This window comes from Albibacillus kandeliae, assembly GCF_003116585.1.
Taxonomy (GTDB): Bacteria; Pseudomonadota; Alphaproteobacteria; order Rhodobacterales; family Rhodobacteraceae; genus Albibacillus; species Albibacillus kandeliae.
Genome location: NZ_QEHM01000004.1, coordinates 475,806 through 498,108, shown reverse-complemented (window position 1 = coordinate 498,108; position 22,303 = coordinate 475,806). Strand labels below are relative to the sequence as shown.

General features: G+C 66.3%; 21 protein-coding genes. 14 read left to right on the top strand and 7 right to left on the bottom strand.

Annotated elements, in window-relative coordinates; translation table 11 throughout:
* Positions 1-22 precede the first annotated feature (22 nt).
* Positions 23-1,012: an NAD(P)H-quinone oxidoreductase gene (locus DDT93_RS13120; protein WP_109466295.1), complete on the top strand. Its 990-nt coding sequence runs from the start codon at positions 23-25 to the stop codon at positions 1,010-1,012.
* Here the strand turns inward: DDT93_RS13120 and DDT93_RS13115 are convergent, their stop codons facing one another.
* Positions 1,013-1,870, bottom strand: coding sequence for a DUF2189 domain-containing protein (locus tag DDT93_RS13115; protein ID WP_109466294.1), 858 nt, complete (start codon positions 1,868-1,870; stop codon positions 1,013-1,015).
* A gap of 243 nt (positions 1,871-2,113) precedes the next feature.
* Here DDT93_RS13115 and DDT93_RS13110 point away from each other — a divergent pair, with 243 nt between their 5' ends.
* Together DDT93_RS13110 and DDT93_RS13105 are read left to right on the top strand one after the other, a co-directional pair.
* A complete protein-coding gene (locus DDT93_RS13110) occupies positions 2,114-3,097 on the top strand; it encodes a quinone oxidoreductase family protein (protein WP_109466293.1) in 984 nt (327 codons plus the stop codon).
* Positions 3,098-3,239: 142 nt separating this feature from the next.
* On the top strand, positions 3,240-3,914 hold the full coding sequence (locus tag DDT93_RS13105) for a VPLPA-CTERM sorting domain-containing protein (RefSeq protein WP_109466292.1): 675 nt from the start codon (positions 3,240-3,242) through the stop codon (positions 3,912-3,914).
* Positions 3,915-4,026: 112 nt separating this feature from the next.
* Here the strand turns inward: DDT93_RS13105 and DDT93_RS13100 are convergent, their stop codons facing one another.
* The gene (locus DDT93_RS13100; protein ID WP_109466291.1) at positions 4,027-4,683 is read right to left on the bottom strand and encodes a ribonuclease T2 family protein; all 657 of its coding nucleotides are present in this window, start codon (positions 4,681-4,683) and stop codon (positions 4,027-4,029) included.
* Between the two features lie 132 nt (positions 4,684-4,815).
* On the opposite strand from DDT93_RS13100, the gene DDT93_RS13095 reads away from it, so the two are divergent.
* On the top strand, positions 4,816-5,592 hold the full coding sequence (locus DDT93_RS13095) for a DUF1013 domain-containing protein (RefSeq protein WP_109466290.1): 777 nt from the start codon (positions 4,816-4,818) through the stop codon (positions 5,590-5,592).
* A 78-nt stretch (positions 5,593-5,670) separates the two neighbouring features.
* Here the strand turns inward: DDT93_RS13095 and DDT93_RS13090 are convergent, their stop codons facing one another.
* Positions 5,671-6,771, bottom strand: a complete 1,101-nt coding sequence (locus DDT93_RS13090; RefSeq protein ID WP_109466289.1) for a class I SAM-dependent methyltransferase — start codon at positions 6,769-6,771, stop codon at positions 5,671-5,673.
* Between the two features lie 451 nt (positions 6,772-7,222).
* Between DDT93_RS13090 and DDT93_RS13085 the strand changes: the two genes are divergently transcribed.
* Both DDT93_RS13085 and DDT93_RS13080 read left to right on the top strand, forming a co-directional pair.
* On the top strand, positions 7,223-8,407 hold the full coding sequence (locus DDT93_RS13085) for a type III PLP-dependent enzyme (protein ID WP_198654839.1): 1,185 nt from the start codon (positions 7,223-7,225) through the stop codon (positions 8,405-8,407).
* Between the two features lie 165 nt (positions 8,408-8,572).
* The gene (locus DDT93_RS13080) at positions 8,573-8,965 is read left to right on the top strand and encodes a GFA family protein (RefSeq protein WP_109466287.1); all 393 of its coding nucleotides are present in this window, start codon (positions 8,573-8,575) and stop codon (positions 8,963-8,965) included.
* 132 nt (positions 8,966-9,097) lie between these two features.
* Here the strand turns inward: DDT93_RS13080 and DDT93_RS13075 are convergent, their stop codons facing one another.
* The 3 genes from DDT93_RS13075 to DDT93_RS13065 are packed head-to-tail and all read right to left on the bottom strand — an operon-like array spanning position 9,098 to position 12,268.
* Complete coding sequence (locus DDT93_RS13075) at positions 9,098-10,480, bottom strand: aspartate aminotransferase family protein (protein ID WP_109466286.1); 1,383 nt, start codon at positions 10,478-10,480, stop codon at positions 9,098-9,100.
* 16 nt (positions 10,481-10,496) lie between these two features.
* Positions 10,497-11,555 carry a histone deacetylase family protein gene (locus DDT93_RS13070; protein ID WP_109466285.1) on the bottom strand — a complete coding sequence of 353 codons (1,059 nt, stop codon included), beginning with the start codon at positions 11,553-11,555 and terminating at the stop codon, positions 10,497-10,499.
* Positions 11,552-12,268: a GntR family transcriptional regulator gene (locus tag DDT93_RS13065; protein WP_109466284.1), complete on the bottom strand. Its 717-nt coding sequence runs from the start codon at positions 12,266-12,268 to the stop codon at positions 11,552-11,554. The genes DDT93_RS13070 and DDT93_RS13065 overlap by 4 nt, the downstream gene beginning before the upstream one ends.
* Positions 12,269-12,669: 401 nt before the next feature.
* Between DDT93_RS13065 and DDT93_RS13060 the strand changes: the two genes are divergently transcribed.
* The 6 genes from DDT93_RS13060 (at position 12,670) to DDT93_RS13035 (ending at position 18,114) form a co-directional block, all read left to right on the top strand.
* Positions 12,670-13,836 carry an ABC transporter substrate-binding protein gene (locus DDT93_RS13060; protein WP_109466283.1) on the top strand — a complete coding sequence of 389 codons (1,167 nt, stop codon included), beginning with the start codon at positions 12,670-12,672 and terminating at the stop codon, positions 13,834-13,836.
* 81 nt (positions 13,837-13,917) lie between these two features.
* Positions 13,918-14,832 carry a branched-chain amino acid ABC transporter permease gene (locus tag DDT93_RS13055; protein WP_109466282.1) on the top strand — a complete coding sequence of 305 codons (915 nt, stop codon included), beginning with the start codon at positions 13,918-13,920 and terminating at the stop codon, positions 14,830-14,832.
* 1 nt (position 14,833) lies between these two features.
* A complete protein-coding gene (locus DDT93_RS13050; RefSeq protein WP_109466281.1) occupies positions 14,834-15,802 on the top strand; it encodes a branched-chain amino acid ABC transporter permease in 969 nt (322 codons plus the stop codon).
* Complete coding sequence (locus DDT93_RS13045; protein ID WP_109466280.1) at positions 15,799-16,551, top strand: ABC transporter ATP-binding protein; 753 nt, start codon at positions 15,799-15,801, stop codon at positions 16,549-16,551. Before DDT93_RS13050 ends, DDT93_RS13045 begins: the two co-directional genes overlap by 4 nt.
* Positions 16,551-17,252 (top strand): ABC transporter ATP-binding protein, encoded by a 702-nt coding sequence (locus DDT93_RS13040; protein WP_109466279.1) that lies wholly within the window; start codon positions 16,551-16,553, stop codon positions 17,250-17,252. Before DDT93_RS13045 ends, DDT93_RS13040 begins: the two co-directional genes overlap by 1 nt.
* Positions 17,239-18,114, top strand: coding sequence for an alpha/beta hydrolase (locus DDT93_RS13035; RefSeq protein ID WP_109466278.1), 876 nt, complete (start codon positions 17,239-17,241; stop codon positions 18,112-18,114). The genes DDT93_RS13040 and DDT93_RS13035 overlap by 14 nt, the downstream gene beginning before the upstream one ends.
* A gap of 4 nt (positions 18,115-18,118) precedes the next feature.
* On the opposite strand, the gene DDT93_RS13030 is transcribed toward DDT93_RS13035, so the two are convergent.
* Entirely contained in the window at positions 18,119-19,063 is a 945-nt protein-coding gene (locus DDT93_RS13030; RefSeq protein WP_109466277.1) for a LysR substrate-binding domain-containing protein, read from the bottom strand.
* 161 nt (positions 19,064-19,224) lie between these two features.
* Here DDT93_RS13030 and DDT93_RS13025 point away from each other — a divergent pair, with 161 nt between their 5' ends.
* Both DDT93_RS13025 and DDT93_RS13020 read left to right on the top strand, forming a co-directional pair.
* Positions 19,225-21,345, top strand: a complete 2,121-nt coding sequence (locus tag DDT93_RS13025) for a xanthine dehydrogenase family protein molybdopterin-binding subunit (protein ID WP_109466276.1) — start codon at positions 19,225-19,227, stop codon at positions 21,343-21,345.
* The gene (locus tag DDT93_RS13020) at positions 21,342-22,295 is read left to right on the top strand and encodes a dihydrodipicolinate synthase family protein (RefSeq protein WP_109466275.1); all 954 of its coding nucleotides are present in this window, start codon (positions 21,342-21,344) and stop codon (positions 22,293-22,295) included. The genes DDT93_RS13025 and DDT93_RS13020 overlap by 4 nt, the downstream gene beginning before the upstream one ends.
* The last annotated feature ends 8 nt before the right edge of the window (positions 22,296-22,303 follow it).

Here is a 22,303-nt window from a genome sequence, read left to right as displayed (position 1 = left end):
CCGAACTGATAGGGAGACCACCATGTCCGAGACCATGCGCGCTGTCGAGATCACCGAACCCGGCAAGCCCGAGGTGCTGAAACTCTGCGAACGGCCCATGCCGGTGCCGAACCACGGGCAGGTGGTGATCAAGGTCGCCTGGGCCGGGGTGAACCGCCCCGACGCGCTGCAGCGCGCGGGCGCCTACGCGCCGCCGCCGGATGCCAGCGACCTGCCGGGTCTGGAAGCCTCCGGCGAGGTGGTCGCGGTGGGTCCGGGCGTCAGCGAGGTCAAGCTGGGCGACATGGTCTGTGCCCTGCTGCCGGGCGGCGGCTATGCCGAGTACGTCGCGACTCCGGCGGCGCACTGCCTGCCGGTGCCCAAGGGTCTGGGCCTCAAGGAGGCCGCCTGCCTTCCCGAAACCTTCTTCACCGTCTGGTCCAACGTCTTCATGCGCGGCGGCCTGAAGGGCGGCGAGAAGTTTCTGGTGCACGGCGGGTCGTCGGGCATCGGCACGACGGCGATTCAGCTGGCCAATGCTTTTGGCGCACGTGTGTTCGCGACCGCCGGGTCGGCGGACAAGTGCAAGGCCTGCACCGATCTCGGGGCCGAACGCGCGATCAACTACAGGGACGAGGATTTCGTCGAGGTGATGAAGGCCGAGGGCGGTGCCGACCTGATCCTCGACATGGTGGGCGGAGACTACATCCCGCGCAACGTCAAGGCTCTCGACCTTGACGGCCGCCTCGTGCAGATCGCCTTTCTCTCCGGCCCGGTCGTCGAACTGAACTTCGCGCTGGTCATGGCGCGCCGCCTGACGATCACCGGGTCGACCCTGCGGCCGCAGAGCGTTGCGGCCAAGGCGGCCATCGCCGACCAGCTGCGCGCCAAGGTCTGGCCGCTGCTGGACGCGGGGCGTATCGCGCCGGTGATGGACAGCGAGTTCGACCTTGCCGATGCCGCCGCCGCCCATGCGCGGATGGAGGGCTCGGGCCACATCGGCAAGATCGTCCTCAAGGTCGCGGGCGGCTGATCAGTCCACCGCGCGCCGGTAAAGGTGCCACGTCGCGTGCCCCAGCAGGGGCACGGTGACGATCAGACCCAGCAGCATCGGGATCGCGCCGAGAACCAGCAGCGCGGCCACCACGACGCCCCATGTCAGGATCACCTCGGGATTGCGCCGGAAGACCCTGACCGAGGTGACCACCGCCACCGGCACGCCAACGTGCCGGTCGATCAGCAGCGGGAACGAGACGACGCTGATGGCCAGAACCAGCAGCGCAAAGGCCCCGCCGACGGCCATGCCGATGATCGCCATCGTCCAGCCCGCTCCGGTCGTCAGCACCTCGGTCAGAAAGCCGCCGAGGCTGGTCGGCAGATCTGGACCAAGCGTGGCCATGTAGATCCCGTGGGCCGCGATGATCCAGAGACAGAACAGCCCGGCGAGGTAGAGCCCGAGCACGATGATCGAGCCAAGGGCAGGAGAGCTGAGCACGCCGAAGGCGTGGCGCCAACTGGCCGGTTCGCCCATTTCCCGGCGGCGGCTCACCTCGTAGAGGCCGATGGCGGCGACAGGCCCCAGCAGCGCGAACCCCGACAGCAGCGGGAACAGCAGCGGCGCCAGTGACAGCTGCATGCCGACGCCGAACAGGATCAGCCCGATGACCGGGTAGAAAACCGCCGCGAACATGGCGTCCGACCGGTTGGCCTGGAAATCCTCCCAACCCGCGCGGAGGGCGGCCCTTATGTCCGTCGTTGAAAGCCGCCTGACATGAGGCGGGTCGGCGGCGACGTCGCTGCCGATCTCCTCGGTGGCAGACGCGATATGGCGGGACGTGGCGCCGATATTGCGCGCGGTCCAGCTCAGCGGGTTTCCGATAGTCGTGGCCATGGCCTGGCTCCTCCCGAGTGCCTGTGCAGCCGGGCGACCGGAGCGTCGCGGTCTTTGCGGGCGTCCGATCCGGTCGCCTCGACAGGGCTATCCTACCACGTCACAGCGGAAATTTCGCGTCACTCTTTTGCGACGCCGGATTGCGTGGCACGGAAACCATGCGACGAGTGAAACGGCACCCGGTGGACAGTCCTCCGCATTCGGCGTTTAGTCGCGCCAAACCCGACGAGGAGAGGAACCGGCATGACCCGTACAGCGCGCACCGTCATCATCGAGGAACACGGCGGACCGGAGGTCCTCAAGCTGGCCGACCGTCCGGTCGGAGAGCCCGGCCCGGGCGAGATCCGTATCGCCCACAAGGTCTGCGGGCTGAACTTCATCGACTGCTATCAGCGCAGCGGGCTCTACCCGATGAAGCTGCCGCAGGCGCTGGGGATGGAGGCCGCCGGCGTGATCGAAGCGGTCGGCGAAGGCGTGACGCACCTCAAGATCGGCGACCGTGCCGCCTATGCCGCCGTGCCGCCGGGCGCCTATTCCGAGGCGCGGGTGATGCCCGCGGCACAGGTCTGCCCGCTGCCCGACGGGATCGACTTCGAGACCGGCGCGGCAATGATGCTCAAGGGTCTGACGGTGAACTACCTGTTCCGCCGCACCACGCCGATCAAGGCCGGCGACACCGTGCTGTTCCACGCGGCCGCGGGCGGCGTCGGACTCATCGCCTGCCAGTGGGCCCGGTCCGAGGGCATCCGCCTGATCGCCACCGCAGGCTCGGACGAGAAATGCCAACTGGCCCTCGACCACGGGGCCGACCACTGCATCAACTACCGGACCGAGGATTTCACCGCCCGGGTGAAGGAACTGACCGGCGGCAAAGGGGTCGACGTGGTCATGGATTCCGTCGGCAAGGACACCTTCATGGGTTCGCTGGATTCGCTGAAACCGCTGGGCATGATGATCTCCTTCGGCAACGCCTCCGGTCCGGTCGAGAACTTCAACCTCGGCATCCTTGGTCAGAAGGGATCGCTCAAGGTCACGCGCCCGACGCTCTTCACCCACATCGCCGACCACGAGGCCTGCCAGACGATGGCGCGGGAACTTTTCGACAAGGTCCTGTCCGGTGACGTGAAGATCCGGATCGACCAGCGCTTTCCGCTGGCCGAGGTCGCAGCGGCCCACATTGCGCTCGAAGCCCGCAAGACTACCGGCAGCACGGTGCTGGAAATCTGAGGAGCCATACGTCCGGAGACGGTCCGTTTCCAATCCGGCAATTGTGAAATGGGGCGGAAATATGGCACAAGCTGTGCGCATGACGGTCTGGCCAGTGGTTGGCCGGGCCGTGACATGTAACGAGTGATTTGAAAGACCAGTAATGAAAAAGCATTTCCTGGGCCTCGCCCTGTCGATCGCCGCATTCACCGGTGCGGCCTCTGCCTCCAGCATCAACCTCACCTATCAGGACAGCGGCCTCTTCGGCGCGTCGGACCTGCAGCAGACCGTCAAGATCACCACCTCCGGTCCCGGCTACGACGGCAACGTCAAGGCAGGCATGTTCCACATGAAGTCGGATGACGCGCTGGGCAATTTCCTGGCGTTCTGCGTGGACCTGACCCAGTACATCGGCAGCCCGATGACCGCCGAGTACAACAGCAACCTGTTCACCGGCACCACCTACGACAACCTGTCCCGCCTGTTCTCGAGCGTTCTCGGCGGCTCGTCGCTGGCAGAGGTGATCGACACCTCGCTCGAAGCGGCCGCGCTGCAGGTGGCGATCTGGGAAGTCATGCTGGATTCGAGCGGCGCGTATGACCTGAACAGCGGTGCGTTCAAGATGGGCAGCAATGTCGCCGTCAAGACGCAGGCGCAGAGCTATCTCACCAACCTCTGGACCGGCAAGGTCGGCGACTACAAGCTGACCTTCCTCGAAAGCGCCCAGAACCAGGACCTGGTCACGGTCACCCCCGTTCCGCTGCCCGCTGGCGGCGTTCTGATCGGGACCGGCCTGATCGCCCTGTTCGCCGCCGGACGCCGCCGCAAGGCCGCCTGAGCGCGACACGACTGACAAACGATCCCCCGTGACCTGCCCGGTCGCGGGGCTTTCTGTCTCTACCTGCCATTTTCTGAGCGTGGTTTGGCGAAGGCCGGGACCGGCCCCAAACTCACCGGATCGGTTCGAACCGCGCGTCCTTCAGCGTGCAGTCCTTCACCACGTCCTGCCCGCAGGGCACCGGTTTCAGCGCGCGCGACAGGCAGACCCGGGCCTCCTGAATGTAGCCGTCCTTGCAGGTGATGGTCACCGTATCCTTGCTCCACTCCGGGTTGGCTTCAAGGAACGCGGCCTCGATCACCGAGGCCGGCAGGCGCAGGGATCGGTCGATCTTGCGCAGCAGTTCGGGCCGGTTCACCCGGTCATAGGCCGTGCGCGACAGCGCATAGTAGTCACTCGCGCTCAGGCCGGAACAGGTGCCGTGTTTCTTCCATTGATGCCATGCAAGGCCGGAGGTGCCCATGACATCGCCCATCTCGGCAGTCATCGCGCGCGAGGGCGCGCGCTGCGAGGTCTGGCAGTAGGAAGGGTACCCCCGATGGTACTGCGGCCAGAGGCCGTGCAGGATCCATCCGTGATCGTGCCGGGGGTCGCATTGCTCCGACCCCTGCGCGTCGCCGGTGGTCGCGCACCAGTTCGGCGACCAGCTGAGCGACAGGACGTAGTAGTCGAAGTCGCCCGGCTTGCCGCCCGCCCACGCCACTGGAGCCGCGAGAATGGCCGCCAGAAGCGCCAGCGCGGGGATCAGCCGGTTTGAAGGTGCCTGCATTCGCCTCTTTCCTTATGCCTCTCGTCTGACTATATAGGCCGTCAGTTCCCCGACAACGGAAACCGCCCCGGAATGCCCGAGGCAGCCTGCAAAGTCAGGCAAGGGGAGAGAATTGCGTTAAGGAGACGAAGGATGTCGAAACTGCTTCACCCCAAGGCCACCGCCGTCTGGCTGGTGGACAACACGACCATTACCTTCAAACAGATCGCGGATTTCGTCGGGATGCACGAGCTGGAGATCCAGGGCATCGCCGATGGCGACGTCGCGGGCGGGGTCAAGGGGTTTGATCCGGTCGCCAACAACCAGCTCCTCCAGACCGAGATCGACGCTGCCGAAAACAACCCGATGCACAGGCTCAAGCTCAAGATCAACGCCGCCGCCGTCGGTGAAGAGAAACGCCGCGGCCCGCGCTACACCCCGCTGTCCAAGCGGCAGGACCGCCCGGCCTCGATCCTGTGGCTGGTCAAGTTCCACCCCGAACTTTCCGATGGCCAGATCTCCAAGCTGGTCGGCACCACCAAGCCGACGATCCAGGCCATCCGCGAGCGGACCCACTGGAACATCGCCAACATCCAGCCGATCGACCCGGTCGCCCTCGGTCTCTGCAAGCAGTCCGAACTCGACGCCGCTGTTCAGAAGGCCGCCGCCAAGCGTGCTGCCGAAGGCGCGGTGATGAGCGACGACGAACGCCGCAAGCTGGTCTCCACCGAACAGTCGCTGGGCATGGCGCCCGAGCCGAAGATCCCGACCGCCATCGAAGGTCTCGAAACCTTTACGCTCTCGGGCGACAACAACGATGACGACGAGGAAGACGAGCGCCGCGACAACGAATTCGCCGACGCCGACAGCTTCTTCAACCTGCCCGGCGGCAGCGATGACGACGACGAGGACGAAGACGACCGCCGCTGATCGCACCGGTCCGTCCGACCTATACAGAAAAGCGCCACGGATCATTCCGTGGCGCTTTTTCGTTTCGGGTCAGTGCCTTCAGGGCAGGTAACGGCTGACCTCCAGCCCGGATCCGACGGGCAGGGGAACGCTCTGCATTCCCGGAATGGCCCGCAGCGCGGCAATATAGGGCGCCGTGCCGGGGTCGCCCGGGCGGATGTTGTCGGCAACCAGAATGGCCCCCGGGTTGAGCTTGGGCGCCAGCGCCGCGAGGCAGGGCTCGTAGAGGTGGTTCCACAGATCCACGAGAACGAAATCCACCCGCTCGGGCATGGTATTGATCAACTCGACCGCGTCCCCGACGCGGAAGTCCACGTGCTCGGCCAGCCCCGCCTTCTCCGACATCTGCCGCGCCTGTTCGGATTTCTCCGGGCTCAGCTCCATGGTGATCAGGCGGCCGCCAGTGGCACGGGCCGCTTCACCCAGCCAGATGGCGGAGTAGCCGAACGAGGTGCCAAGCTCGAGGATCGTCGGGCTCTCAAGGCTGCGGGCGAGGATATTGATGAACCGCCCGGTCTTTGGCCCGACCGCCAGCAGCCGGTTGTCACGGCTGAACTCCTTCCCGGTCTCGCGGGCTGCCTTGCGCTCTTCCTGCTCGCGTTCGATCCGCTCGTGGTAGACGGCCAGAACCTCGAGGATGTTCCGGTCAAGCCCGTCCTCCCCGGCCTGCCGGTGGCGGTCCCGCGCCTGGCTGCGTTCGCGCAGCGAGCCGAGCCGTTCCACCGCCTCCTTCAGCGCGCCCTCGTTGGCGCTCAGAAAGCTCTGCCCGGCCTCGGTCAGGCGATAGCTCTTCTTGCTGCCCTCGGTAGCCGCAACCTCGGCATAGCCGGTGTCCTCGGACCAGTAGAGCGTCGGGTAGATCGCACCCGGGCTGGGGCTGTAGGCGCCACCGGAGAGTGATTCGATGCCGCGCATCAGCTCATAGCCGTGGCGCGGGTCCTCGGAGAGGAGGGAGAGGACGATCAGGCGCAATTCGCCGTGATCGAGCGGCCGTCCGCCGCCGCGATGCCCTCCGCCGCGGGGGCCTTTCCCATGATGTTTGCCGCCGCCCCGGTGGTGGCGATGCCCACGGCCCTCGGCGTCGTCGCGCTCGGGCCGCTGGTGTCTGCGATCCATGTGATCGTGATGTCGATGTCTCATCTTGCTTCCGTTTTCGTTATTTCGATAATTTAGATATAACGAAATAGGTCGCGCGCAAGTCACGCTTTCGTGTCATCGCGAGCGAGATCGCCCGAAGGTCTGGAATAACTTATTAAAAATTAATGAGTTAACGGATGGCGGCGAATGCTCGCTGCGGCCGCATAACCCGCCGATCTCCCGTCTGACGATGTATCGAAACCTCTTCCAAGCGGCCCGATTCCGCCGATCTGAGGTGACAAAAGCACAGCGGACTGCACCTCCCGGGAATTCGTTGGGCGCGCCACATTTTCCATCTTGAACGAATCCGCAGATGGCTTAAATGCGCCGCCATAGACGCCAACGCACGCGCCTCTGGCCGGGCAGGGCTTACCAGCCCCGTGTTTACGTAGCGACGGTAACGTCTCCCTTGGAACTGAGCGGTCATAGATGGCCGGGTCTATTGGAGATGACCATGAACGCTTACGTAACCGACTTCGTCGGAGCCGTCGCTGACGCGCGCGCTCGCAACATCGACGCCTTCATCGCGGCAAACACCTTCGATCGCCCGACCCTCGTCATCGACTCCGCGCTCGTCGCCGAGCAGTACGATGCACTTGCCCGTGGCCTCGGCACCGACAACGGTGGCGCGCGCATCCACTATGCCGTCAAGGCCAACCCGGCGCGCGAGATCATCGAAGTGCTGGTCGGCAAGGGCAGCCGCTTCGACGCCGCATCGCGTGGCGAGATCGAGCTCTGCCTGAGCCAGGGCGCCGCCCCCGAGCACATCTCCTTCGGCAATACCGTGAAGCGCCCGTCGGACATCGCATTCGCCTTCAACGCCGGGATCGACCTCTTCGCCGCCGATGCCGAGGAAGAGCTGGCCAAGATCGCCGAGCACGCCCCGGGCGCCCGCGTCTACATCCGCGTGATCGTCGAGAACTCCGAAGCCGACTGGCCGCTGTCGCGCAAGTTCGGCTGCGCCACCACCCACGTCCTGTCGCTGCTGGGGTACGCCCGCGACCTCGGCCTGCGCCCGGTCGGCCTGTCGTTCCACGTTGGCTCGCAGACCAAGCGCGCCGCCATGTGGACCGGCACGCTGGACCAGGTCGCGGCCATCTGGCACGCCGCACAGGACGCCGGTTTCGGCCTTACCCTGCTGAACATCGGCGGCGGCTTTCCGGCCTTCTACGGCGAGGAAATCGAGCACCCGACCACCTACGCAGCCGCCGTCATGGAACTGATCCGCGCCCGCTTTGGCGAAGTGCCGGAGATCATGGCCGAGCCCGGCCGTGGCATGGTCGCCGAGACCGGCAAGATCGTGGCCGAAGTGCTGCTGGTGTCCAAGAAGTCGCCCAACGATCTGCACCGCTGGGTCTACCTCGACATCGGCAAGTTCTCGGGCCTCGCCGAAACGATGGACGAAGCGATCCGCTACCAGTTCCAGACCGCCCGCGACCACGAGGAAACCGGCGCCTGCATCCTGGCCGGTCCGTCCTGCGACAGCGCCGACGTGCTCTACGAGCACCGCCCGGTGCAGCTGCCGGTCGGGCTGAAGGCCGGGGACCGCATCGTGATCCGCGCCTGCGGCGCCTACACGTCGTCCTACTCGTCGGTCGGTTTCAATGGTTTCCCCCCGCTGGACGTGGTCGTTCTCTGATCTCGAGGGAAGGCGGGGACAGCAGCGCCCCCAAGTGGCGCGGCCCTGCCGATTCCAGTCACTCACGGAGACCCCGGTGCCCCCTCGGCGCCGGGGTTTTCATTTCGCCTTGCGCTGAACCCCGCCCGGCCTAGCTTTGCGCGGAGCAGGGCGAGGAGAGCGGAGATGAAGACATTCACCGGCGGATGCCAGTGTGGTGCGGTGCGCATCGCGGCCAGCGGCGAGCCCTGGCGGGTCGGGATCTGCCATTGCCTCGACTGCCGCAAGCACCACGGCGCGCTGTTCTACGCGGCCGCCATCTATCCGCGCGAGGCCGTGCAGATCACCGGAGAAACGCGGGATTACCACGGCAGGCACTTCTGCCCCGCCTGCGGGTCCTCGGTCTATGCAGTCTGGGAAGATGAGGTCGAGGTCCACCTCGGGACGCTCGATGCCCCGGACCAGCTGGTCCCGACCTACGAGAACTGGACGATCCGGCGCGAAGCCTGGTTGCCGGAGTTCCCGGTGCGGCATCGCTACGAGCGCAACCGCGAGCGTGACGGGCGGCGCGAGGACTAGCCGGGCGTATCAGTGGAGGGGGCGGGAGCGAGGGGCTCAGCCCCTCGCGCTCCCCGAGATACTTGGACCCCAAAGAAGATGAAGTCCCGGGCCGCGAATGGCCCGGGAGGTTCTTATCCGGCCGTCAGGGCCTCAGAGCAGGCCTTCGGACTTGGCCCAGGCGTGGGTCGCGTCGAGGGCCTTGCCGAGCTTCTCGATCAGCTCGTCCACCTGCGCCTCGGTGATGATCAGCGGCGGGCAGATGCCGATGGTCTCGTAGATGTTGCGCACGATTAGCCCCTCGTCGGCGGCGAACTTGGCCGCCATCGCCGCGATCTTGCCGGCGGGCTCGAAGGACTTCTTGGTCGCCTTGTCCTGCACCAGTTCCACACCGGCGATCAGGCCGACGCCGCGGACCTCGCCCACGATCGGATGATCGGAGAACTTGCGCAGGCCCGACTGGAACTTGTCCTCCAGCCGCGCGGCGTTGCCCATCAGGTCCTCTTCCTCGATGATCTTGAGGTTCTCGAGGCCGACGGCGCAGGCCACCGGGTGACCGCCAGCGGTAAAGCCGTGGCCGAGGGTGCCGAGCTCGGCGGTGTAGTCGGCGATGACCTGATAGACCTCGTCGGACATCAGGATGGCGGCCAGCGGCATGTAGCTGGAGGTCAGCTGCTTCGAGGTCACCAGGATGTCGGGCTTGAAGCCGTAGGTCTGGCAGCCGAAGGGCTTGCCGGTGCGGCCGAACCCGTTGATCACCTCGTCCGAGACCAGCAGGATGTCGTACTTGCGGCAGATCGCCTCGATACCCGGCCAGTAGCCCTCGGGCGGGGTCATCACGCCACCGGCGCCCATGACCGGCTCGCCGATGAAGGCGGCGATGGTCTCGGGGCCTTCGGCCAGGATGGTGTCCTCGGCCTCTTTCAGCAGGCGCGCGGTGAACTCGGCCTCGCTCTCGCCCTCGTTAGCCCAGCGGTAGTAGTGCGGGCAGGTCAGGTGGGTGACCGGGATAGCCGGCAGGTCGAAGCCGCGCTGGTTGCCCGGCAGACCGGTCAGCGAGCCGGAGGCGACGGTGATGCCGTGGTAGGCCTTGTTGCGCGCGAGGAACTTCTTCTTCTCCGGGCGGCCCAGCATGTTGTTCATGAACCAGACGAACTTGACGACGGTGTCGTTCGCCTCGGAGCCCGAGTTGGTATAAAACACCTTGGTCAGGTGCTCGGGGGTCATCTGGACCAGCTTCTCGGCCATCAGGATGCCCGGCGCATGGGCCTTGTGCGCGAAGTTCTGGATGTAGGGCAGTTCGGCCATCTGCTTGGCCGCGGCCTCGACAAGGCGCGGCTGGGAGAAGCCGACGGCGACAGACCAGAGACCGGCGAGGCCCTCGAGGTACTTCTTGCCCTCGCTGTCGTAGACGTAGACGCCTTCGCCCTTGGTGATGATCATCGGGCCCTGCTTCTCGTGCACCCGCGCGTTGGTATAGGGGTGCACCTGATAGGCGATGTCGGTTTCGTGCAGCGAGTTGGAACGGGTGTTCATCAAAAGCTCCGGGTTGTCAGATGGCGGGTTGCGCCGGGGGCGTCAGTTCAATGTCCTGGCCGGTGTATCCGGCAAGGAAGGCGGTGAGCGAGGTGGTCAGGTCGGGCGAGAGATAGCCCCCCTCCTGTACCAGAACGGTCGGCAGGCCGGCCGCGGCGATCATCCGACCGGCCCGAAGGAAGCCGTCGAACGTCACCTTCAGCCCTTCTAGCGGATCGTTTTCGTGCGCGTCGAGTCCCAGGCTGAGGACCAGGGCGCCGGGTTTGTACTCGGCGATCCGGGCGAGGCCGGCCTCAATGGCGGTGCACCAGCCATCGTCCGAGGTCGAGCGGGGCAGGGGCAGGTTGAGGTTGAAGCCCTCACCCTTGCCGCGCCCGGTCTCGGACTCGTAGCCGGTGAAGAAGGGGTAGTAGGACTCGGGCGTGGCATGTACCGAGACCATCAGCACGTCGTCGCGGTCGTAGAAGATGTCCTGCGTTCCGTTGCCGTGGTGCACGTCGATGTCGAGCACGGCGACGCGCTCGTGCGACTCGCGCAGCACCTCTGCCGCGATCGCCGCGTTGTTCAGCAGGCAGTGGCCCGCCGCGACCTCGGCCGAGGTGTGGTGCCCCGGCGGACGGCACAGGGCATAGGCCGAGTCATCGCCCGCCAGCACCGCCCGGGCGGCGTCATGCGCGGCGGCGGCGGCGCCGAGGGAGGCGACCCAGCTGTTCCTGCCGATGGGCGCCGAGGTGTCGCCGAGGTGCCAGCCCGCCCTGCCGAGGATGTGCTGCGGATAGGTGGCGACCGAGTTCAGCGGGTGCACGTTGGGCACCACCTCCGGTCCGGCGTTGGGCAGCTTCTGCCAGTCTTCCCAGCAGGTTTCGAGGAAGGACAGGAACCGCTCGGGGTGCACTCGGGTCAGCACCTCGCGCGCGACCGGGCCGGGTTCGCTGGTTGCGAGCCCGAGCCGGTCGAGCCCCGCCAGCAGCAGGTGGGCGCGCTCGGCCTGTTCCGCGTTGCGGGCGATCACCCCCGCGGACAGGCGGAATTTCGGATCGTGCGCCTCGGTCGCGGATGCGTAGAAGCATTTCATCTGTGCGTGCCTTCCTGGTTCGAGTCAAAGAGCTTGGCGACCTGATCGCGGGCATAGCCGATATGGTGCGCGATGGCCGCCACGGCGGCTTCGGCGTCGCGGGCCTCGATGGCGCGCACGATCGGTTCGTGGGTCTCGGCCAGCACGGACTGGTCGTCGTAGAGGCGGCCGATCACGAGGATGCCGAGCCGGGTCTCGTTCGCGATCTGGTCGAAGACCTGCAGAAACCGCGGGTTGCCCGAGGCGGCGCAGATCATCCGGTGAAACTCCATGTCGGCGCTGACATGGGTGGCCATGTCGGCCCCGACCTCGGCGAGCCGGCGCAACTCGCCGAGCTGCGCCTGCAGGCCCGGCAGGGCGGCCCCGGCATTGGTGCGGACCAGCCGGGCCACCGCCGCCGTCTCGATCACGATCCGCAGCTCGTAGAGATTGGCGAGCGACTCGCCGGTGATCGCGTGGACGAAGAAGCCGCGGTTGGTCTTGTAGTCCACCAGCCCCGAGCTCTCGAGCCGCCGCAGCGCCTCGCGCACCGGTGCGCGGCTCAGGTCCATCTGCCGCGCGATGGTAGATTCTGCGATCCGGTCCCCCGGCGCCATGCGGCCCGCAAGGATGGCCTCGGCCAGCGAATCGGCCACCCTGTCCACCAGCCCGTCGCGGGTGACCGGCAGGAAGGGCGGAGTGCGCGTTTTGAGGCTGTTGTCGGTGGTGGCCATCCCGGGTCCGTCGCATCGTGTTCGGGCCCGTGACTAGCCGAGGATTTGTCGATTGTCGACTATTTCCGAAACGCTCTCCCGAACCGGCGGAAAACAGGGGATTCCGCCCTCCGGCGCGCCTGGTTCGACCCGTCCGGGGCCCGCTTTCCCGGCTGGCCATACCAAAATGAGATATCGACATGCCGCAACATCAATTTGCTTGCGTTGTCGGGGGTGACATTATTTTAATGTTAAAACAACTCGGCGAAGCCGTGTGCAATTCGAGACGTTCCCGGCCCTCGTCCGGCGTGCCGTCGGCCCCCTCGCGGAAGGCCGGTTGCCGCGGGAGGGGTTTCCCGGCCACAATCGGACAGGCCACGCAAGAAGAGCCGTGAACGAACAAAGCAACAAGGGAGTCACCTATGTTCCTCAACCGTATTGCCGCTGCGACCGCTGCGGCCCTGACCCTCGCCGCCCCGGCCCTTGCCGAGGATGCCGTCAAGATCGGCGTGATCACCACGCTCTCCGGTCCTGCGGGCTACCTCGGGCAGGATGCCCGCGACGGCCTGATGCTCGCCGCCGAGATGGAAGGCGGCAAGCTGGGCGGCGTCCCGGTCGAATTCCTCGTCGAGGATGACGGTCTGAAGCCGGGCAACGGCCGCCAGATCGCCGAGAAGTTCATGTACGACGAAGACGTCAAGCTGATGACCGGCATCATCTTCTCCAACGTCGCCGGTGCCACGGTGCCCGATGTCGTCGCCAACGACGTGATCTACATCAGCCCCAACGCCGCACCCTCGACGCTGGCGGGCGAAGGCTGCAACCCGAACTACTTCGTGGTCGCATGGCAGAACGACGCCCTGCACGAGGCCGCAGGCGCTGCCGCCAAGAAGCTCGGCTACAAGAACGCCTTCGTGCTGGCCCCGAACTACCAGGCCGGCAAGGATGCCATCGCGGGCTTCAAGCGCACCTTCGGCGGTGAGATCGCGGGCGAGCTCTACACCCAGCTCGACCAGACCGACTACTCCGCCGAGATGGCCCAGATCCGCGCCGCCAACCCCGAGGTGGTGTTCCAGTTCCACCCGGGCGGCCTCGGGATCGCTTTCATGCGTCAGTACCAGCAGGCCGGCCTTCTGGGGCAGATCCCGATGGTCCTGTCCGAGCCGTCGACCGATGCCGTCGTGCTGAACGCCGTGGGTGACGCGGCCGTGGGCGTGGTTGCCACCGCGCACTGGAACCGCGACTTCGACAACGAGGCCAACAAGGAATTCGTGGCCGCCTGGGAAGAAAAGTACGGCGATCGTCCGATCACCTACTACGCCTCGCAGGGCTACGACACCGGCAAGCTGATCGCCTCCGGCCTGGCCAAGACCGGTGGTGTCGATGACCTCGACGCCCTGCGCGCCGCTCTGAAAGAGGCCGACTTTGCCTCGGTCCGCGGCGACTTCAAGTTCGGCGCCAACCAGCACCCGATCCACAACTGGTACATCCTCGACGTGGTCAAGGACGACTCCGGCGTCCACACCAAGACCCGCGAAGTGCTGCTGGAGAACTACGGCGACAGCTACGCCGAACAGTGCAAGATGTAATCCGGCTGTAACGTCAAACGGGGGTGGGCGCCGCGCGCGCCCGCCCCTTCTTGCATCACGCGCACGCGTGACGGGAAGCTCATGATACTTGTCATCGAACAACTGCTGAACGGGCTGCAATACGGCGTCATGCTGTTTCTGATGGCAGCCGGTCTGACCCTGATCTTCGGGATCATGGGGGTGATCAACCTCGCCCACGGCGCGCTCTACATGGTCGGCGCCTTCGTCGGCACCTGGGTCGCAACCGAGACCGGCTCCTTCTGGCTGGGCCTGCCGGCCGCGCTGGTCGCCGCGATGGTCACCGGTGTCGTCGTCGAGGCGCTGGTGGTCCGCCGCCTCTATGCCCGCGATCACCTCGACCAGGTCCTTGCCACCTTTGCCCTGATCCTCATCTTCAACCAGCTCGTGGTGCTGATCTTCGGCCGTCAGCCGGTCTTTACCCCGATGCCCGAGCTGTTCTCCGGGTCGCTCGAGATCCTGCCGGGTCTGTTCTACCCGATGTACCGGCTGCTGATCATCGCGACAGGTCTGGTGGTCGCCATCGGGCTCTACCTGCTGATCAACCGGACCCGTGTGGGGATGCTGGTGCGCGCTGGCGCCACCAACCGCGACATGGTGCGCGCGCTGGGTGTCGACATCCGCCTGCTCTACACTCTCGTTTTCGGCCTCGGCGCCTTGCTGGCCGGTCTCGCGGGCTACATGACCGGCCCGATCCTCTCGGTTCAGGTCGGCATGGGCGAGCAGATCCTCCTCGCGACCTTCGTCGTGGTAGTGATCGGCGGGCTTGGCTCCGTCAAGGGCGCACTCGTCGCCGGGCTGGGCCTCGGCATCGTCGACACCATGCTCCGCGCCTTCCTCCCCACCCTGCTGCTGCACTTCATGGAGCCTTCGGACGCACAGGCCGTCGGTGTCGGCGTCTCGGCGATGGGAATCTACCTGCTGATGGCAATCGTTCTTCTGTTCCGGCCCAAGGGCCTGTTCCCGGCGGAGGGTTGAGATGAAACATCTTCTTTCCGCCGCCATCCTGCTGGCGCTGTTCATCGCCCTGCCGTTCATCGCCGATGCCGTCGGGCAATCTTCTCTGATGATCCTCGGCGCGCGGATGCTGGCTTATGCCATCGCCGCGGCGAGCCTCAACCTGATCCTCGGCTATGGCGGCATGGTGTCCTTCGGGCATGCCGCCTTCTTCGGGGTCGGCGCCTACGTGGTCGGCATCCTTGCCTACCACGCCGGGGGCGACCCGCTGCTGGGCTTCATCCCGGGCACCAACCAGATGCTGATCACCCTGCCGGTCGCCATGATCGTCTCGGGGCTGGTCGCCCTCGTGATCGGCGCGCTGTCGCTGCGCACCGGCGGTGTCCAGTTCATCATGATCACGCTGGCCTTCGCGCAGATGCTGTTCTTCTTCTTCGTCTCGCTGACCGCCTATGGCGGCGATGACGGCCTGATCATCAGCCGCACCAACGCGCTCTTCGGTCTGAACATGCGAAACCGGATGACCCTCTACTTCGTCACCCTTGTCATCGCCGTGCTGTTCTTCCTCGTGCTCTGGCGCATCGTCCACTCGTCCTTCGGCGGCATCCTCGCGGGCCTGCGCCAGAACGAGCGGCGGATGTCGGCCATGGGCATCCCGGCCTACCGCTACAAGCTGGTCGCCTTTGTCCTCTCGGGCATGGGCGTCGGCCTCGCGGGCGCGCTCGAGGCGAACCTGCTGCGCTTTGCAAGCCCGGACATGATGCACTGGATCAAGTCCGGCGACCTGATCATCATGATCATCCTTGGCGGGGTCGGCACCTTCTTCGGCCCGATTATCGGCGCGGCGGCATTCATGCTGCTGGAATTCTACCTCGCTGGCTGGACCGAACACTGGCCGCTGATCCTCGGGGCCATCCTGCTGGTCGTCGTCCTCGGCACCAAGGGCGGCATCGGCGGGCTGATCTCGCGGCTGACAGGAGGCCGAACATGAGCGCGATCCTCCAGATCGAAGGACTGGTCAAACGCTTCGGCGGGCTGACCGCGACCGACCATGTCACTCTCGACGTGCGCGAAGGCGAGATCCACGCGCTCATCGGGCCGAACGGGGCGGGCAAGTCCACCCTCATCAACCAGCTATGCGGCGAACTGGTGTCCGACGAGGGCACCATCCGGCTGGCCGGAACAGACGTGACCCAGCGCCCCGAGACCGACCGCATCGGCATGGGTCTGGGGCGCACCTTCCAGATCGCGAGCCTGCTGCAGGAATCGACCGTGCGCGAGAACGTGGGGCTGGCAGTGCAGGCGCACGTTGGCCACAACATGCGGCTGTTCGACCGCCGCATGGCCCGGCGCGACGTCTGGACCGAGGCTGACGCGATGATCGCGGAAAGCGGTCTGCACGGTCGCGGCGACACGCTGGTCTCTGACCTGTCGCACGGCGAGAAGAAACAGCTCGAACTGATCATGGCGCTGGCGGGCAATCCGCGCCTGCTGCTGCTGGACGAACCGATGGCGGGCCTCGGCCAGTTCGAGAGCCAGCGGATGATCGAACAACTCGGCGCCCTGCGCGGCAAGTTCTCGATGCTGCTGGTCGAGCACGACATGGACGCCGTCTATGCCCTTGCCGACCGCATTTCCGTGCTGGTCTACGGTCGCGTCATCATGACCGGAACGGCCGAGGAAATCAGGGAGAGCGCCGAGGTGCGCGAAGCCTACCTTGGCGCCGAGGAGGACGTCTGATGCTGGTTGTCGATCAACTCAAGTCCGGCTACGGCGCCAGCCAGGTGCTGTTCGATGTGTCCTTCGAAGTGAAGGAAGGCGAACTCGTCACGTTGATGGGCCGCAACGGCATGGGCAAGACCACGACCGTTCGCACCATCATGGGCCTGCTGGGCGCCAAGGGCGGTCAGGTGACCTTCGACGGCACCCAGATCGCGGGCGCCTCGCCCGAACGGGTGGCGCGTCTGGGCGCCGGGCTGGTGCCGGAGGGGCGGCAGATCTTCTCGACGCTCAGCGTGCGCGAGAACCTTGTCGCGACAGCGGGCAACCGCCTCAAGCGCAGCAACCCCTGGACGCTCGAACGGGTCTACGACCTGTTCCCGCGGATGAAGGAACGCGCCGGTCAGAAGGCCGGAACGCTCTCGGGCGGCGAACAGCAGATGCTGGCCATCGGCAGGGCCCTGATGACAAACCCCCGGCTGATGATCCTCGACGAGGCGACCGAGGGGCTGGCCCCCGTGATCCGTGCCGAGATCTGGGATATCATCGGCAAGCTCAAGGCCGAGGGGCAGTCGATCCTGCTGATCGACAAGAACCTCGCCGCGCTCAAGCGGCTGGCCGACCGTCACTATGTGCTTGAGAAAGGCGTGGTAGTATGGTCTGGCGGCAACTCCGATCTTGAGCGCGACAGGGAGAAGATACACGGATATGTCGGTGTCTGAAGGGTTCGATAGCCATCTCGACAAGGACCAGATCGATCAGGACTACAACGCGCGCGCGACGGTGACCCCGGCCGAGTTCGACCGGATCATGGACGACTACCTCAACGCTTCGCGCAATCTCGGCCTGCGTCACATGAAGCAGGAGGGCGTGGTCTATGACACCAAGTCCGGCGAGAAGTTCGATTTCCTCGGTCCACGCGGATACAAGACGCCGGTGGTGGTCTTCATCCACGGCGGCTACTGGCGCGCGCTGTCGCGTCAGCACATGCTGTTCCCCGCCGACCTGATGACACGCCACGGCATCTCCTCCATCGTGCCGGACTACACGCTGGCGCCCGACGCCTCGCTGTCCGAGATCGTGCGGCAGATGCGGGCCGTGCTGACCTACATCTGGCGCAACGCGGGCAAGATGAACATCGACCGCAAGCGCATCTACGTCACCGGCAGCTCGGCTGGCGGTCACCTCGCGGCAGCCCTCGCGGCGGACGGGTGGCACCGGGAAGCCGGTCTGCCGTCCTCGATCCTCGCCGGGGCGATGCCGGTCAGCGGGCTGTTCGACCTCGCGCCGATCCAGCGCAGCTTTGCGCAGGAATGGCTCTCCCTCGGCGACACCGAGGTCGAGGCGCTGAGCCCGCTGCGGCACGTGCCCGAGAACGGCTGCAAGATGACCGTCGCCATGGCCGAACACGAGGCCGCGGGCTTTACCCGCCAGTCAGGCAGCTTTGCCTCGGCCTGGGGCGCGACCGGTGCGCCGACCGACCTTCAGGTGGTCGGCGGGCGCAACCACTTCGACGTGATCCTCGACTGGTGCGAGGAAACCAGCGTGCTCTCGCAGGCCCTGTTGGCGCTGGTCCGGGACTGATCGCTCAGATCCGGGCCGCAACCTCTTTCAGGGCCTCGATGAATTCGGCGCAGGCGGGCGAGGGACGTTCCTTGATCCGCCGCGAAATGCCGACCGGGCCGGTGCCGAACGGCACGTCCCAGTCGAGCCGCCCGAGCAGTCCGCTGGCAATGTCCTGCGCCACCACGTGCGAGGGCAGCAACCCGATCAGGTCGCGCCGCTGCATCAGGGTGCGGTTGGTCAGGTAGGATACCGACTCGATGGTGACCGGCGGGATGTACTGGCCGTTGTTGACGAAGAAGTGGTCGATCTGCCGCCGCAGCGTGGTTTCCAGCGGGGGCAGGATCCAGCCGAACGGCTTGAAGGCGTCGAAGCTGTCGACGCTCTTGCCCAGCAGGGGGTGATCCGCCCCGGCCACCGCGACGATCCTTTCGTCGAACAGCGCGATCTGCTCGATCTCCTGCCGGTGCCGGTGCGTCGACAGGCGCCCCACAACAAGGTCGATCTCGCCCGAGCGCAGGGCGGGCATGAGGATCTCGTTGGTGCCCTCCACCACCTTCACGGCGACGTTGGGCCGGTCGGCGATCAGCTTTTCAATGGCCATCGGAAGCAGGTGTGACGAGGCCGCCAGCAGGGTGCCGACAACCACGCGCCCCTTGTTGCCCTCGTTCAGGTCATCGAGTTCCTGCGCCGCATTCGAGATCTGGGCGAAGATCAGCTTGCCGTGCCGGATCAGCGCCTCGCCATGCGGGGTCGGCACCACGCCCCGGTTGGTGCGTTCGAACAGCTGCACCTCGAAGTCCAGTTCAAGGTCCTTGATCATCTTGGTGGCGGCCGGTTGCGAGACGTTGAGTTCGCGCGCGGCGTTCTGGATCGAATGGTGCTGGCCCACGGCGACAAGCAGCCTCAGCTGCTTGAGCTTCAAGCGGGTCAGGACCCGTTCGACAATGCGGGTGTGGCTGGTGGCCAAGATCGAACCTCCGGCTGGAACGATGCGACACTGCTCTTAATCATTCGTTGGTTCAAGCGGCTTGCCTATCCGTCGTGGTTATAGCTGGTTGCTTTCTTTCTATTTGGCTTCAAGCCTGACCTTTGATGGTATCCCGGCGAAGTCAGGAGATGCGAACAGCGATGCGAGGCGATGGCGCGCCATATGTCGGCCAAGGGCTAAGGCGCCGGGAAGACCCGGTACTGATCCGTGGCGCGGGCACCTTCACCGGTGATCTGCCGCTCGATGCGCCGCTGCACCTCGCTTTCGTGCGCTCACCGGTCGCGCGCGGCAGGCTGGTCTCGGTCGACCGCGACGATGCCGCCGAGATGCCGGGCGTCCTGGCCATCCACCTGCGCGACGATCTGGGCGAGATCGGGCAGCTTGCGGTGAACCCGGTGATCCCGCTCCACGACCTGCCCGACTTTCCGGTCCTCGCAGGGGGCGAGGTCTTCTCGGTCGGTCAGCCCGTCGCGGCAGTGCTGGCCGAAACCCTGGCCGAGGCGCAGGACGCCGCCGAAGCCGTCTTTCCCGAGATCGAGGATCTCGCCATCGACGCCCCGCGCGAGGTCGCGCGGCAAAGCTGGCAGTCGGGCGACGTGGCCGCCGCCTTCGCCAAGGCCGATCGCGTGGTCTCGGTCCGCCTGCAACACCCCCGGCTCGCGCCCGCCCCGATGGAGCCCCGGGCCATCGCGGTTGCCTATGACGCGGCCACCGACGGCGTGACGGTCTGGCAGTCCAGCCAGACTCCTCACCGGACCCGCAACGCCCTGTCCGACATCCTCGGGGTCGAGCGGGCGCGCATCCGGGTGATCGCCCCGCATGTCGGCGGCGCCTTCGGGATGAAGGCTTCGCTCTACCCCGAGGAGGTCTTCGCCGTCTGGGCCGCACTGCACCACCGGCGCGACGTGAAGTGGTCCTCGACCCGGTCCGAGGATTTCCTCGCCGCAACCCACGGCAGGGGCGTCACCAGTTCCGGCGAACTCGCCCTCGACGCCGCTGGCACCTTCCTCGCCCTGCGGGCCGAAGCGGTCGGCCCGGTCGGCCACTGGCTCCCAGAGAGCGGCCTCGTCACTTCGTGGAATGCCGCCCGCGTCCTGCCCTCGGGCTATCGGGTAGAGGCGCTGGACGTCACCGCGCGGGCAGAACTGCACAACACCGGGCTGACCGGCATCTACCGCGGGGCAGGGCGCCCCGAGGCGAATTGCCTGATGGAGCGCCTGATCGACAAGGCGGCCGCCGAGCTCTCGGTGGACCCGCTGGACCTGCGCAGGCGCAACCTGCTGCGGCCCTCCGATCTGCCGCACGAAACCGGCACCGGCAACCTGCTCGATTCCGGCGACTACGCCGCCGCGCTCGATCAACTGGAACGGGCCGTCGACCGGCCCGCCCTGATCGCCGACCGCGACCGCCGCCGCGGCGAGGGTGAACTGGTCGGCGTCGGCATCGGCTTCTACGTCGAACCCTCGGGCAGCGGCTGGGAAAGCGCGCGGGTCACGCTTGGCACGGACGGCACCGCGACCGTCGAGAGCGGCAGTTCCTCGCAGGGACACGGGCGCGAGACCGCCTTTGCCCAGATCGCCGCCGACGCGCTCGGGCTGCACCCGGACGAGATCGCGGTTACCTGCGGCGATACCGCGACCTGCCCCGAAGGCATCGGCGCGCTGGCCAGCCGCAGCACGCCCATCGGAGGCAGCGCGGTCCTCAGGGCCTGCGAAGAGGTCATGGCCCGCCAACGCGCGGGCGAGGCGCTGCCCATCACCGCCGAACTGCGCTACGAGAACGAGGGCATGGCCTGGGGCTATGGTGCCTTCCTCGCCGTCATGTCCGTCGACCGCGACACCGGCAGCCCGACGCTCGAGCGCGCGGTCTGCGTCGATGACACCGGGCGGGTGATCAATCCCGTCTCGGTCGCGGGCCAAATCACCGGCGGCTTTGCCCAGGCCGTGGGCGAGGCGATGATGGAGCGCGTGGTCTACGACGAGGACGGCCAGCTGCTGACCGGATCGTTCATGGACTACGCCATGCCCCGCGCCACCGACATTCCACCGCTCGACCTGTTCAAGACCGAAACGCCAAGCCCCCTGAACGCGCTGGGCGCCAAGGGCGTGGGCGAGGCCGGAACCATCGGGGCCCCGGCCGCCATACTCAACGCGGCCATCGACGCGCTGCGCCCCCTTGGCGTGAGCGACCTCGACATGCCATTGACTCCTGAAACCCTGTGGCGCGCGATCCGCGCCGCGCAAGACGAGACCACGCCATGAAATATTCCAAGCTCGACGCCAAGGACTATGCCCGCGAGAACATGAAGGGCATCTGGGCCGCCGCCCTGAACCCGTTCAAGCCCGATGGCGCCTTCGACGAGGCGGGCCTGCGCCAGAACATCCGCCACTGGGTCGACGACCTCGACATCAACGGTCTGTTCATCGCCGGTAAGCAGGGCGAGTTCTTTTCCATGTCGCTGGACGAGCGCAAGACCAACTTCGAGATCGCGGTCGAGGAATGCAACGGCAAGGCCGCGACGATCATGTCCGCCTCCGACCAGAACTTCGACACCGTGGTCGAACTGGCCAAACACGCGCAGGACTGCGGCGCCGACTACGTCGTGGTGCACGCGCCCATCCTCCACTTCGTCCACGATCAGGACGACACGGTCTTCAACTACTACAAGCAGCTCTGCGACAAGGTCGACATCGGCATCGCCATGTGGAGCCACCCGGACAGCGGCTACCTGATGAGCCCCGAGCTCTGCGCCCGCGTGGCCGAGCTGCCGAACATCGTGGCGATCAAGTACTCGGTCCCGCGCGAGATGTATGTGCGCCTGACCCAGATGGTCGGCGACAAGATCCAGGTCTCGACCGCCTCCGAGGAGGAATGGCTCGACAACATCGAAGAACTGGATTGGAAGCTCTACCTCTGCTCGGCCCCGCCGTATCTGCTGCAGACGAAGAACGACAAGCGCATGAAGGAATACACCGACCTCGCCTTCGCCGGAAAGTTCGACGAGGCGCGCAAGGTCCGCGACAGCCTCGACCCGGTGCGGCAGGCGATCAAGAGCACGCGGCCCGGCGGCAAGCCGCAGGCGCACAGCAAGTACTGGCAGGAACTGCTGGGCCAGGTTGGAGGTCCGGTGCGGTCTCCGCTGCTGCAACTGACCGAGGAAGAGAAGGAGCGGACCAAAGCCGCCTTCGACTCCTGCGGCCTAAAACTGTGACGGGCCGG